Origin of the sequence: Leifsonia sp. Root112D2, assembly GCF_001424905.1 — a bacterium.
Taxonomy (GTDB): Bacteria; Actinomycetota; Actinomycetes; order Actinomycetales; family Microbacteriaceae; genus Root112D2.
The window spans coordinates 358,018-371,057 of sequence record NZ_LMCU01000002.1 but is presented as its reverse complement, the minus strand read 5'-3'; the positions used below and the strand labels follow the sequence as shown (position 1 = coordinate 371,057).

Annotated in this window: 12 protein-coding genes; 7 read left to right on the top strand and 5 right to left on the bottom strand. The window is 66.2% G+C overall.

What is annotated here, in order from left to right:
- Nucleotides 1–9: 9 nt before the first annotated feature.
- From ispG to rbfA, 6 genes are all read left to right on the top strand, one after another.
- A complete protein-coding gene (gene ispG / locus ASC63_RS15590; protein ID WP_200936947.1) occupies nucleotides 10–1,158 on the top strand; it encodes a flavodoxin-dependent (E)-4-hydroxy-3-methylbut-2-enyl-diphosphate synthase in 1,149 nt (382 codons plus the stop codon).
- Nucleotides 1,159–1,202: 44 nt separating this feature from the next.
- Complete coding sequence (locus ASC63_RS15585; RefSeq protein ID WP_055816454.1) at nucleotides 1,203–2,966, top strand: proline--tRNA ligase; 1,764 nt, start codon at nucleotides 1,203–1,205, stop codon at nucleotides 2,964–2,966.
- 106 nt (nucleotides 2,967–3,072) lie between these two features.
- On the top strand, nucleotides 3,073–4,083 hold the full coding sequence (nusA, locus tag ASC63_RS15580) for a transcription termination factor NusA (protein WP_055816452.1): 1,011 nt from the start codon (nucleotides 3,073–3,075) through the stop codon (nucleotides 4,081–4,083).
- A 34-nt stretch (nucleotides 4,084–4,117) separates the two neighbouring features.
- Nucleotides 4,118–4,381, top strand: coding sequence for a YlxR family protein (locus ASC63_RS16150; protein ID WP_082487920.1), 264 nt, complete (start codon nucleotides 4,118–4,120; stop codon nucleotides 4,379–4,381).
- A gap of 83 nt (nucleotides 4,382–4,464) precedes the next feature.
- Nucleotides 4,465–7,239: a translation initiation factor IF-2 gene (infB, locus tag ASC63_RS15575; RefSeq protein ID WP_055816450.1), complete on the top strand. Its 2,775-nt coding sequence runs from the start codon at nucleotides 4,465–4,467 to the stop codon at nucleotides 7,237–7,239.
- A 127-nt stretch (nucleotides 7,240–7,366) separates the two neighbouring features.
- The gene (gene rbfA / locus ASC63_RS15570) at nucleotides 7,367–7,837 is read left to right on the top strand and encodes a 30S ribosome-binding factor RbfA (protein ID WP_055816448.1); all 471 of its coding nucleotides are present in this window, start codon (nucleotides 7,367–7,369) and stop codon (nucleotides 7,835–7,837) included.
- 12 nt (nucleotides 7,838–7,849) lie between these two features.
- Here the strand turns inward: rbfA and ASC63_RS15565 are convergent, their stop codons facing one another.
- The gene (locus ASC63_RS15565) at nucleotides 7,850–8,788 is read right to left on the bottom strand and encodes an A/G-specific adenine glycosylase (RefSeq protein ID WP_082487919.1); all 939 of its coding nucleotides are present in this window, start codon (nucleotides 8,786–8,788) and stop codon (nucleotides 7,850–7,852) included.
- 43 nt (nucleotides 8,789–8,831) lie between these two features.
- Here ASC63_RS15565 and ASC63_RS15560 point away from each other — a divergent pair, with 43 nt between their 5' ends.
- Entirely contained in the window at nucleotides 8,832–9,506 is a 675-nt protein-coding gene (locus ASC63_RS15560; RefSeq protein ID WP_055816445.1) for a hypothetical protein, read from the top strand.
- Between the two features lie 7 nt (nucleotides 9,507–9,513).
- Here ASC63_RS15560 and ASC63_RS15555 read toward each other — a convergent pair whose 3' ends face one another.
- The 4 genes from ASC63_RS15555 to ASC63_RS15540 all read right to left on the bottom strand — a co-directional run bounded on the left by ASC63_RS15555 (nucleotide 9,514) and on the right by ASC63_RS15540 (nucleotide 13,012).
- Nucleotides 9,514–10,512 carry a ketopantoate reductase family protein gene (locus tag ASC63_RS15555; protein WP_055816443.1) on the bottom strand — a complete coding sequence of 333 codons (999 nt, stop codon included), beginning with the start codon at nucleotides 10,510–10,512 and terminating at the stop codon, nucleotides 9,514–9,516.
- A 171-nt stretch (nucleotides 10,513–10,683) separates the two neighbouring features.
- Complete coding sequence (locus ASC63_RS15550) at nucleotides 10,684–11,595, bottom strand: amidohydrolase family protein (protein WP_055816441.1); 912 nt, start codon at nucleotides 11,593–11,595, stop codon at nucleotides 10,684–10,686.
- Complete coding sequence (locus tag ASC63_RS15545; RefSeq protein WP_055816440.1) at nucleotides 11,595–12,263, bottom strand: 3-oxoacid CoA-transferase subunit B; 669 nt, start codon at nucleotides 12,261–12,263, stop codon at nucleotides 11,595–11,597. The genes ASC63_RS15550 and ASC63_RS15545 overlap by 1 nt, the downstream gene beginning before the upstream one ends.
- Entirely contained in the window at nucleotides 12,260–13,012 is a 753-nt protein-coding gene (locus ASC63_RS15540) for a 3-oxoacid CoA-transferase subunit A (protein ID WP_055816435.1), read from the bottom strand. Before ASC63_RS15540 ends, ASC63_RS15545 begins: the two co-directional genes overlap by 4 nt.
- Between the last annotated feature and the right edge of the window lie 28 nt (nucleotides 13,013–13,040).

The following is a 13,040-nucleotide window of genomic DNA, read 5'->3' as shown; positions in this document are numbered from 1 at the left end:
CTGATTGACGTGGCAGCGATCAATCTGGGAATGCCGAAGGCTCCCGAAACCCTGGCCCCGCGGCGCAAGTCCCGCCAGATCAAAGTCGGCAAGGTGCTCGTCGGCGGTGATGCACCCGTGAGCGTGCAGTCCATGACGACGACGCCGACCACGAACATCAACGCGACGCTGCAGCAGATCGCCGAGCTGACGGCATCCGGATGCGACATCGTGCGTGTCGCTGTGCCCAGTCGTGATGACGCGGAGGCGCTGCCGATCATCGCCAAGAAGAGCCAGATTCCGGTGATAGCCGACATTCACTTCCAGCCGAACTACGTGTTCGCGGCCATTGATGCCGGATGCGCCGGCGTGCGTGTGAACCCCGGCAACATCCGCAAGTTCGATGACCAGGTGGCCAAGATCGCGGCGGCGGCGAAGGCGGCGGATGTCTCCATCCGCATCGGCGTGAACGCCGGCTCGCTTGAGCCCAGCATCCTGCAGAAGTACGGCAAGGCCACCCCGGAGGCGCTCGTGGAGAGCGCGGTCTGGGAGGCGAGCCTGTTCGAAGAGCACGATTTTCACGACTTCAAGATCTCGGTCAAGCACAACGACCCCATCGTCATGGTGAAGGCGTACCGGCTGCTTGCCGAGCGCGGCGACTGGCCGCTACACCTCGGCGTTACCGAGGCCGGGCCGGAGTTCCAGGGCACCATCAAGAGCGCCACCGCCTTCGGAATCCTGCTCGCCGAGGGCATCGGCGACACCATTCGCGTGTCGCTGTCAGCGCCCCCCGCGCAGGAGGTGAAGGTGGGGCTGCAGATCCTGCAGTCGCTCAACCTGCGGGAGCGCAAGCTTGAGATCGTCTCGTGCCCCAGCTGTGGGCGCGCCCAGGTGGATGTCTACAAGCTGGCCAACGACGTCACCGCCGGTCTGGAGGGCATGACCGTTCCGCTACGCGTCGCCGTGATGGGGTGCGTGGTGAATGGGCCGGGGGAGGCGCGTGAGGCCGACCTGGGCGTGGCATCCGGAAACGGCAAGGGCCAGATCTTCGTCAAGGGCGAGGTCATCAAGACCGTGCCGGAGTCGGAGATCGTCGAGACCCTCATCGCCGAGGCCAACCGCCTGGCCGCCGAGATGCCCGCGGGCGAGAGTGGCGCCCCCCAGGTCGTCACGGTCTGAGCGGCCGTGCCGGCAGCTTCGCACACCTCGGTAAAGTAGAGCGCGTGCCTACACGCCTCTCCAACTACTTTCTCCGCACCCTTCGTGAAGACCCGGCCGACGCCGAGGTGACGAGTCATCGGCTGCTCGTGCGCGCCGGCTACATCCGTCGCCAGGCGGCAGGCATCTTCGCCTGGCTGCCGCTGGGGCTTCGCGTCAAGGCCAAGATCGAGACGATCATCCGCGAGGAGATGACCGCCGCGGGAGCGCATGAGGTGCACTTCCCACCGCTGCTGCCCAAGGAACCGTACGAGGCCACCGGGCGTTACGACGAGTACGGCCCGCTGATGTTTCGGCTCAGCGATCGCAAAGACGCCGGCTACGTGCTCGCCCCCACTCACGAGGAGGCGTTCACCCTGCTCGTGAAGGATCTCTACTCGAGCTACAAAGACCTGCCGCTCACGATCTTTCAGATTCAGGACAAGTACCGCGACGAGGCTCGCCCCCGTGCCGGCCTGCTGCGCGGCCGCGAGTTCACGATGAAGGATGCATACTCATTCGACCACACCGACGCCGGCCTCGACGCCTCGTACATGGCGCAGCGCGACGCTTACGAGCGCATCTTCACGCGGCTCGGCCTCGAATACGCCATCGTGCAGGCGGATGCCGGCGCCATGGGCGGGTCTCGCTCGGAGGAATTCCTGCACCCCACCCCCATCGGTGAGGACACCTTCGTGCGTTCGGCGGGCGGATACGCGGCCAACGTCGAGGCCTTCACGACGGTCGTGCCCGAGTCGCGCTCGTACGAGAAGCTCACGCCGGCCGAGGTGCTCGACACCCCCGAGTCGCCCACGATCGCCTCGCTCGTCGCGCTGGCCAATGAGAAGCACCCGCGCCCCGACGGCCGTGCCTGGACCGCCGCGGACACACTCAAGAACGTCGTGCTCGCCCTGCGCAACCTCGACGGCAGCCGTGACCTCGTGGTCGTGGGCCTTCCCGGCGACCGCGAGGTCGACATGAAGCGCGCTGAGGTCGCATTCGCCCCCGCCGAGGTCGAGCCCGCCAATGAGGCAGACTTTGCCGCCCACTCCGGCCTCGTCAAGGGCTACATCGGTCCGTGGGGTGCCGACGGCGCGGTTCTCGGCGAGAAGTCGGCCACGGGCATCCGCTACGTTGTCGACCCGCGCGTTGTCGACGGCACCGGCTGGATCACCGGCGCGAACGTCGACGGCAAACACGTCTTCGGCCTCGTGGCAGGCCGCGATTTCGCGCCGGATGCCACGATCGAGATCGCGGAGGTGCGTGCCGGTGACCCCGCTCCCGACGGTTCGGGTCCGGTCGAACTCGCCCGCGGCATGGAGATCGGTCACGTCTTCCAGCTCGGCCGCAAGTATGCGGAGGCGTTGGGCCTGAAAGTGCTCGACGAGAACGGCAAGCTTGTCACGGTCACGATGGGTTCGTACGGCATCGGCGTCACCCGCATCCTGGCGATCATCGCCGAGCTCAATAACGACGAGAAGGGCCTCATCTGGCCCGAGACCGTGGCTCCGTTCGACGTACACGTGGTTGCGGCCGGGCGCGACGCGGCCATCTTCGAGGTGGCGGAGACGCTGGTTGCCGAGCTGGAGACATCCGGATTCGAGGTGCTCTTCGACGACCGCCCCAAGGTGTCGCCCGGCGTCAAGTTCGGAGACGCCGAGCTCATCGGCGTGCCGCGTGTCGTTGTCGTGGGCCGCGACGCCGCCGACGGTGTCGTCGAGCTCTGGAACCGCCGCACCGGCGAGCGCACCCCCGTGCCGCTCGCCGAGGTTCCCGCCCGCCTGCGCTGATCCCGCTCGCCCGATTCGGGTAACGGAATGGCGTGTGGTCGGGTACCGTAGAGAGTTGACCCGCGTGGCTGAATCCGCGGCACGAAAACGAATAGAGGAGGCCGGCATGGACATCGACCTCAGCGTCTTGCGTCTCATGGAACGCGAGCGAGAGATTCCCTTCGAGGAACTCGTACAGATCATCGAGCAGGCGATCCTGACGGCGTACCTCAAGCACACCGACCAGCCGGAGCCCAAGCACGGCCATGGTGACGACACGCCTGCGCCGGCACGCGTGCACCTCGACCGCAAGACCGGTCACGTGAGCGTCTTCGTGCCGGAACTCGACGAGGAGGGTGCGGTCATCGGCGAGTCCGAAGACAGCCCCAGCGACTTCGGCCGCATCGCCGCGTTCGCCGCGAAGCAGGTCATCAACCAGCGTCTGCGTGACATCGCGGATGACGCGGTGCTCGGCGAGTTCCGCGGTCGCGAGGGCGACATCGTCGCCGGTGTGATCCAGCAGGGGCCGAACCCCCGCATGATCCACGTCGACCTCGGCTCGATCGAGGCGATCCTGCCCCCCGAGGAGCAGGTTCCCGGCGAGGACTACACGCACGGATCGCGCATCCGCGTCTACGTCACGAGCGTGTCGAAGGGGCTCAAGGGGCCTTCGATCACCGTTTCGCGCACGCATCCTTCGCTCGTGCGCAAGCTGTTCTCGCTGGAGGTTCCCGAGATCGCCAGCGGTCTCGTGGAGATCGTCTCCCTGGCCCGCGAGGCCGGTCACCGCACCAAGATCGCTGTGCGCGCGACGGAACCCGGCATCAACGCCAAGGGCGCCTGCATCGGCGAGCTGGGGCAGCGTGTTCGGGCGGTCACGGCCGAACTCAACAACGAGAAGATCGACATCGTCGACTATTCTCCGGATCTGGCGACGTTCGTGGCCAGCGCGCTGTCGCCCGCCAAGGTGACCAGCGCGTTCGTCATCGATCAGTCGCTGAAGGCGGTGCGGGCCCTGGTGCCCGACTACCAGCTCTCCCTGGCGATCGGCAAAGAGGGCCAGAACGCCCGCCTTGCCGCCAAGCTCACCGGCGCGAAGATCGATATCCAGCCGGACTCCATCCTCGAAGAGAGCTAAGGGCGAATCCTTCACTCGAAGAGCGGTGTGTAAGATGGAACCCGTTAGAACGTGCATTGGATGCCGTTCGCGCGCTCCCCGATCTTCTCTTCTGAGGGTCGTTGCCCGGGAATCACAACTTGTGGTGGATGAAACCGCCACGTTGCCCGGTCGGGGTGCGTGGGTGCATCCGACTATCGAGTGTTACACCACAGCCACCCAGCGACGCGCCTTCGGGCGAGCACTGCGGGCCGCGGTCGCGCTCGATACACACACACTAGAGAACAGGCTGAACGGCGAAGTGATCACACATGAGTGACAACTAATGAGCGGCTCGAAATGAGACCCGTCCGTCATTAACGGTCTGCCCCTTTCCGGGCGCAGGCCCGGAACAGGAGAATTGTGGCTGCAAAACCACGCGTACACGAGGTCGCAAGCGAACTCGGTGTCGACAGCAAGGTAGCCCTTGCAAAGCTCAAAGAAATGGGCGAGTTCGTTAAAGGACCGTCCTCCAGCATCGAACCACCGGTCGCGCGCAAGCTGAAGGCTGCGCTCGAGGCCGACGGAATCAAGGCCCCCGCTAAGGAGGCTGAGGCACCCAAGAAGGCTCCCGCTCCGGCGAAGCCTGCTGCTGCCGCGCCCGCACCTGCTCCGGCAGATCCGGATGCCCCTGCCGCACCCGTTCCGGCCGCGCCGCTTTCGGTCGCAGAGCGCCAGGCGCTCGCCGCAGAGAAGGCTGCCGCCGAGAAGGCCGCTGCCGACAAAGCCGCGAGCGAGCAGGCGTCTCAAGAGAAGTCCGCGGAAGGAACCCCGGCAGCGACCGACGCGAAGGGCGCAAAGCCCGGCGACGCCGCGGCACCGCGCCCCGGCGCAGCTCGCCCGGGCAACAACCCGTTCTCGACCAACCAGGGCATGGGCCAGCGTCCCACCAACCCGCGCCCGGGCAACAACCCGTTCGCCAGCGCGCAGGGCATGGGCCAGCGTCCGACCCCGAGCAACATCCCGCGTCCGGCCGCTCCGCGTCCGGGTTCGCCGCGCGTCGGCGGCCCGCGCCCCGCAGGATTCGGCCAGCGCCCCGGTGGCGCAGGCGGTGCCGGCGGCGGTCGCCCCGGCTTCCAGCGTCCCGGCGGTGCCGGTGCCGGCGCCGGCGCTGCAGGCGGTTTCCAGCGGCCCGGTGGCGGAACGGGCTTCGGTCCGCCCCGTCCCGCCGGTGGTGGTGGTCGTGGTCGTGGACCGGGCGGCGGCACGGCCGGCGCGTTCGGTCGCGGCGGTGGCAAGAACCGCGCCCGCAAGTCAAAGCGTACGAAGCGTCAGGAATTCGAGCTGCGCGAGGCCCCGTCGCTGGGTGGCGTGAGCGTACCCCGCGGCAATGGTGACACCATTGTGCGGTTGCGTCGCGGCGCATCCATCAGCGATTTCGCCGACAAGATCGACGCGAGCCCCGGCAACCTGGTGACCGTGCTGTTCCACCTCGGTGAGATGGCAACGGCGACCGAGTCGCTCGACGAGGCCACCTTCGGCATTCTCGGTGAGGAACTGGGCTACAAGATCCAGATCGTCTCGCCCGAAGACGAAGACAAAGAGCTGCTCGAGGGCTTCGACATCGACCTCGAGGCAGAACTTGACGAGGAGAGCGACGACGACCTGCAGGCACGCCCGCCGGTTGTCACCGTCATGGGCCACGTCGACCACGGTAAGACCCGGCTGCTCGACGCCATTCGCAACGCCAACGTCGTCTCCGGCGAGGCCGGCGGCATCACGCAGCACATCGGTGCGTACCAGGTGGTCACCGAGCACGAGAACGTTGAGCGCGCCATCACCTTCATCGACACCCCGGGTCACGAGGCGTTCACCGCCATGCGTGCACGTGGTGCGCAGGTGACGGACATCGCGATTCTGGTTGTCGCAGCCGACGACGGCATCATGCCGCAGACCATTGAGGCGTTGAACCATGCGCAGGCCGCAAACCTGCCGATTGTGGTTGCGGTGAACAAGATCGACAAGCCGGATGCCAACCCGGCCAAGGTGCGCCAGCAGCTCACCGAGTTCGGTCTGGTTGCCGAAGAATACGGCGGCGACGTCATGTTCGTCGACGTCTCTGCACGCGAGAACATCGGCATCGACAAGCTTCTGGATGCCGTGCTTCTGACCGCGGATGCCGGGCTCGACCTGCGCGCCAATCCCGACAAGGCCGCCCGCGGTGTCGCCATCGAGGCCCGCCTCGACAAGGGCCGTGGCTCGGTGGCGACCGTGCTCATCCAGTCGGGAACGCTGCACGTCGGCGACCCGATCGTGGCGGGAACGGCCTATGGCCGTGTTCGCGCCATGATGGACGAGAACGGCGACGCCGTCGCGGAGGCGACCCCGTCGCGGCCGGTGCAGGTTCAGGGTCTCTCCAGCGTTCCACGTGCCGGCGACACCTTCCTCGTCACCGAGGAAGACCGCACGGCCCGTCAGATCGCCGAGAAGCGCGAAGCCGCCGAGCGCAACGCCCTGCTGGCCAAGGCCCGCAAGCGCATCAGCCTCGAGGACTTCACCCGTGCACTCGAAGAGGGCAAGGTCGAGTCGCTCAACCTCATCATCAAGGGTGACGTTTCCGGTGCCGTCGAGGCGCTGGAGGAGTCGCTGCTCAAGATCGAGGTCGACGACAGTGTTCAGTTGCGCATCATCCACCGTGGTGTGGGTGCCGTCACCGAGAGCGACGTCAACCTGGCGACGATCGACAACGCGATCATCGTGGGCTTCAACGTGCGCCCCGACACGAAGGCGCGCGAGCGTGCCGCTCGTGAGGGAGTGGACATTCGCTTCTACTCGGTGATCTACAACGCCATCGATGAGATCGAGAGCTCGCTCAAGGGCATGCTCAAGCCGGAGTACGAGGAGGTGCAGTCGGGTGTCGCGGAGATTCGCGAGATCTTCCGCTCCTCCAAGTTCGGAAACATCGCCGGTGTCATCGTGCGCTCGGGTACCATCACGCGCAACGCCAAGGCGCGCGTCATTCGCGACGGCGTTGTGGTGGGCGACAGCCTGGCCATCGAGTCGCTGCGTCGGTTCAAGGACGACGTCACCGAGGTGCGGACGGACTTCGAGGCCGGCATTGGTCTGGGTAAGTTCAACGACATTCAGATCGGCGACGAGATCGAGACGATCGAGATGAAGGAAAAGCCCCGCGATTAGTTGCTCGGGTCGGGGTCCTACGTGCCTTTACACAAGTGAAGAGAGCGTAGGACCCTACCCCGATTCACTTTTGTGAAGGCACGGGGACCCCAAAGGAGTCAAGCTCCACGGGGGGAGAGAGGGAGACATGGTTGACCCGGCTCGGGCGAGAAAGCTCGCCGACAGAATCAAGGTGATCGTCGCCAAGCGGCTCGAGCGCGGGCTGCGCGACCCGAGGCTGGGCTTTCTCACCATCACCGACGTGAAGGTGACCGGCGACCTGCAGCACGCCAGCGTGTTCTACACCGTCTACGGCACGGCGGAGGAGCGCGAGGGCACGGCTGCGGCCCTCAAGGCCGCGACCGGTCTGCTGCGCACCGAGGTGGGCAAGAACATCACCTCGCGGCTCACGCCCTCGCTGGAGTTCATCCTCGACGCGATTCCGGAGAATGCCGCGCACATCGAGGATCTGCTGCGGGAGGCGCGCGATCGTGACACGGAGGTCGCCGGGCTGGCGGCATCCGCGCACTACGCCGGCGACGAGGATCCGTACATCAAGCCCCGCGAATTCGTCGACGACGAGGACGAATCCGACGCGCTCGATCGCGACGGCGAATAGCCTTCAACCGATCTAGCTGGGCAGGGTGTAGCCGCCCTGTGCACGGATGGCGAGGCTGTCGCGCAGGAGACCGGCGAGCGCGCGGTCGCGCTGCGTCGCATCCGGCCAGAGCGTCACGATCTCGGTGTCGGTGACGGGCTTGTGGGCGGCGCGCAGCTCGGCCATGATCAGGCCGCGAACCTGGCGGTCGCTGCCCTCGTACTTCTTCTGTACCGCCTTGCGCGGACCCGTGTGCTCGGGGTACCCGGCGGCTCGCCACGAGCAGGATCTCGCCAGCGGACACGATTCGCATCGCGGTGCCCTCGCCGTACACACGATGGCGCCGAGCTCCATCAGGCCCGCATTGAACGCTCGGGCCTGCGGGGGATCCTGCGGCAGCAACGCCTCCATCGCGGCCAGATCTCGCCTGGCCGACGGCGGTGACGGCTCGCCCTGCCCGGCGACCGCGCGGGCTATGACACGGCGAATGTTCGTGTCTACGACCGGATGCCTGTGCCCGTACGCGAACGCGCTGACGGCCCGAGCCGTGTAATCACCGATCCCCGGCAGAGCCAGCAGCTCATCGACATCGTGCGGCACCACCCCGCCGTGCCGTTCGGCGATGGACACCGCGCAGGCGTGCAGCCACAGCGCGCGACGGGGATAGCCGAGCGAGGCCCAGGCCCGTACGGCCTCGCCGGCGGGTACCGCCGCGAGATCCGCTGGCGTCGGCCAGCGCTCCAGCCACTCCTCGAGGCGGGGAACGACGCGGGAGACGGGGGTCTGCTGCAGCATGAACTCGCTGACGAGCGTGCCCCACGCAGAGAATCCGGGCCGGCGCCACGGCAGATCCCGCTGGTTCTGGGCAAACCAGGCGATCACGGTGTCGGCCAGCTTTGATGAGCCTGTGCCGCGCTCTGACGGGTCGCGCCGCGGGGGCCGCGACTGCCCTGCCCGTATGCGCGATCCCATCCCTCCAGCGTAATCGGGCGGCGGCGAAGGCTAGGCTCGCATCATGGAGCTCATCGCCACACCCCGCATCGAGTTTCTGCGGGGGATCACCGCCGAAATCACCCACAACTATGGCAGGGGTCGTGTCATCGTCGCGGTGGATGGCATCGAGGGCTCGGGCACGAGGGAATTCGCCGACGGACTCGCCGAGACCTTTCGCGAGACCGGGTATGACACCTTTCGCGCGTCGATCAACGATTTCCACAACCCTCGCGAGCGCCGTCGTCGGCTGGGCGAGGACTCCCCGCAGGGCTTCTACGAGGATTCTTACGACTACCGCACCTTTCGCCGGGTACTCATCGACCCATTCCGCATGGCGGGCAGTGCCGGCTTTCAGACGGCGGCGTTCGATGTTCGACGCGATGACAATCGCCAGTCCCGGTGGCTGACCAGCGGCAAAGACGCCGTACTCATCGTCGACGGTGTATTCCTGAACAGGGACGAACTGCGAGGAATCTGGAACTACTCGCTCTACCTCGAGGTCCCGTGGGCGAGCGCGTATGCGCGTCTGGCCGCCGAGTTCGGCGTCGACGCCGATGCGGATGCCGCATCAAACTCGCGCTATCGTCGCGGTCAGGAACTCTATCTTCTCGATGCGTTCCCGCGTGGGCGTGCCAATGCGATCGTCGACAACACGAATGCCGAGAAGCCGACCCGGGTCTTCGCCGACAGCTGCTGAACGCGGCTCAGCCCCGCTGCATCCGCTCGGCGACGGCCGCTCGACCCAGAAACGCGCCGGTGCGCTCCACCTCGTGTACGAGTTCGACCAGCGCGGCGTTGACGGGTGCCTCGCGGCCGAGGCGGGTGGCGGCCTCGACAACGGCGCCGTTCAGATAGTCGATCTCGCTCGGCTGGCCGCGTCGAATGCTCTGCAGGGTCGAACCGGGGTTTGGCGTCGACCCCATTCTTCGGCCGATCAGCCGGGGCAGCTGCTGCGCAAGAGAAGCGGGGGCCACCACGAACGCACGCAGGAGGCCGTTGCTGAGCCCCTGGATGCTGCCGTACCGAATGCCGCTCGCGAAGCCGGTGCGCACAGCTTCGCGCATGCTCGCCGTGATGATCGGCACCAGCACGGCGGAGCTCAGCGTCTCCTGCGCGCTCAGGCCCGTGATGGCCGGCATCGCATTGACCTGGTTGACGATAAGTTTCGTCCACTGGGCGCCGATGAAATTGCTCGTCGCCGTCGCTGGCATCACCGCACCGAGCACATCCGCGGCGTAGATCGCGGGCACTCCGGCCTCTCCGTCTCCTGCTCCGATGTACGTCGATCCGGCCGTGGTGACGGTGATCTGGCCGGGGGAGAGAAAGCTCGCCGCGTACAGGGCCAGCGCGCCGACGCAATCTGAGTTGGGGAGCAGCGTCGATGCCGTCTCGAGCCCGGTGAGACCGTTCTGCACGATGACCACCGGAATCTCGTCGAGAAGCTGACGGTGTGCGCTGAGGGCTGCCGGGGCATCCTGTGCCTTCGTGCACAGGAACACGAGCTCCGGCTGGTGCTGCAGGCTTTCGGATGACTGCACATGCGCCGTGTGCTCGCCCCACGCCCCCGAGAGACGCAGCCCGCCACGACGGATCGCCGCGAGGTGCTCCCCGCGAGCGGTGACATCGACCTGGTGCCCGCCGCGATCGAGCAGGGCGGCAATGGTGCCACCTATGGCGCCTGCCCCGATCACGCCGATTCGCATACGTTCAGTTTAAGCGCTCGAAAGCCTCTCGCGCCGACGGCTACTCCCCTTGCAGGATATCGATGGGGATACGGCCCACACCCTGCTGTTCGAAGCCACCCGCTTCACCGCGCGAGAGACTGTCTTCGACATGGAGCGGCGTCTCGAAGCCCTCACGAGCCTCAGCGGCGCTCAGCTCTTCTCGTCTGGCGACGGCGTCGCCGCGCCGAGCTTGAAGAGCCGTGCCGCGTTGTCTTTGAGAATCATCGGCACCACCTCCGGCTTCATGGGGAGCTTGCTGAAGTCGCTCATCCAACGCTCCGGTGTGATCACCGGAAAATCCGAGCCGAAGAGCATCTTGTGGCGCAGCAGGGTATTCGCGTATTGAACGAGCTGCGGCGGAAAGTACTTCGGCGACCAACCGGAGAGGTCGATGTACACCCGTGGTTTGTGCGTGGCCACGGCCAATGCTTCGTCCTGCCAGGGGAACGAAGGGTGGGCGAGAATGATGTCCATGTCGGGAAAATCGGCGGCAACGTCGTCGACGAGCATCGGGTTGGCGTACTTGAGCCTCACTCCTCCGCCCCCGGGCTGGCCGGCGCCCACACCGGTCTGGCCGCTGTGGAACAGCGACACCAGGCCGTGCTCGGCAATGACCTCATACAGCGGGTACGCACTGCGATCGTTGGGGAAGAATCCTTGCGTGCTGGGGTGGAACTTGAAGCCGCGCACCCCGTAGTCGCTGATCAGTCGCTTGGCCTGCTCCACGCCGGCCTTGCCGCGCGCCGGGTCGATGCTGGCGAAGGGAATGAGCACATCGGAGTTTTCTGCCGCGAGGCGCGCGATCTCCTCGTTCGAAGGCTCGGGATCGAGGCCGTCCTGCGAGATGGAGTCGACGGTGAACACGACCGCCGCCATCTTGCGCTCGCGATAGTACGCCGCGAGCTCGGGGATGCTGTACTTCGGCATCGAGCCGATTCCGAAGTACTCGCCCATTGCCTCGTTGCCGCCTGCATCGTCGGATGTCTGGCTTGTCGAGCGGTGCACATGGGTGTGAACGTCGATGGCGACGATCTGGTCAAGGTCGATCTGCAGTTCGCTCATCAAACGAGCTCCTCGGTGTAGGTGGCTGTGGTTCGCTCACGCACGTCTTCGGGCCGCACGCCCGGGGTGCATTCTGTGAGGATCAGGTTACCGTCTCTCACGTGGAAGACGGCGAGGTCGGTGTAGATGCGAGTGACGACCCGAAAGCCCGTCACGGGAAAGGTGCATTGGGGCACGATCTTTGGCGCGCCCGCGCGATCGACGTGCTCCATGCACACCCAGACCTCGGGGGTACCGGCGACGAGATCCATTGCGCCGCCCACCGCCGGATTGCGGCCGGGAACGTACCAGTTCGAGAGATCGCCGGTCTCGGAGACCTGCAGCGCGCCGAGAATCGTCACGTCGAGGTGGCCTCCGCGCACTATCGCGAAGGATGTCGACGAATCGACTATTGCCGCGCCCGTGATCAGGCTGACCGGCCGCTTGCCGGCATCCGTCAGATCGGGGTCCTCGTGCTCGGCGCCCGGGTACGGCCCCATGCCCAGGATGCCGTTTTCGGCGTGCAGGAAGATCTCGCGATCGTCAGGCAGAAAGTTGGGCACCGCCAGCGGGATGCCGACGCCGAGATTGACCGTGTAGCCGTCGAGCAGATCCTGCGCCAGGCGGCGGGCGATGTCGTCGCGACTCAGGCCGGTGAGCGTCGCGCTGGTGCTCTCGTTGACGCTCACGCGATGCTCTCTCTTTCCCGGTAGTCGAACGTAGCCGGCACCGGCGGGCCGGTCATGACGATATGGTCCACGAATACTCCGGCCAGATGCACGTCGTCGGGTGCTATCTGGCCCGCTTCGACGAGTTGCTCGACCTCCGCGAAGGTTGTGCGTCCGGACATCCCCGCAACCGGGTTGAAATTGCGTGCCGTGAGATGGAAGCGCAGATTTCCCTTGCGGTCGGCCTTCTGAGCCTTGACGAGCCCGAAGTCCGCGGCGATGCCGTACTCCAGCACGTGCAGGCGCCCGTTGATTTCGCGACATTCCTTCTCCGGAATATACGTTGCTGCCACGCCGTCGCGGTATGCCAGCGGGAACGTTCCGTCAGACAGCATCGTTCCCGCTCCCGATGGCGTGAAGAAGGCCGCGATGCCGGCTCCTCCGGCGCGCAGGCGCTCGGCGAGAGTTCCCTGCGGTATCAACTCCAGCTCGACCTTGCCGGCGAAATACGCCTCGTAGAACTCCGGAAGGATCGGGAACGACGCGGTGACGCGGCGCACTCTGCCCTCCATGACAAGGCGCGAGACCCCGGTGAAGTCGTGCCCGACGTTGTTGACTATCACGTGCAGGTCGTGCAGGTCGAGCTCGCAGAGGGTGTTGATCAGCGCATCAGGCCGCCCGGAGCTGCCGAAGCCACCGACGGCGATCGACGCGCCGGACCATACAACCTCGAGTGCTTCCGTCAGTTCAGCTCTGAACTTGTCGATCATCGTGCATCCTTTGCGGTTGGTGAGATTC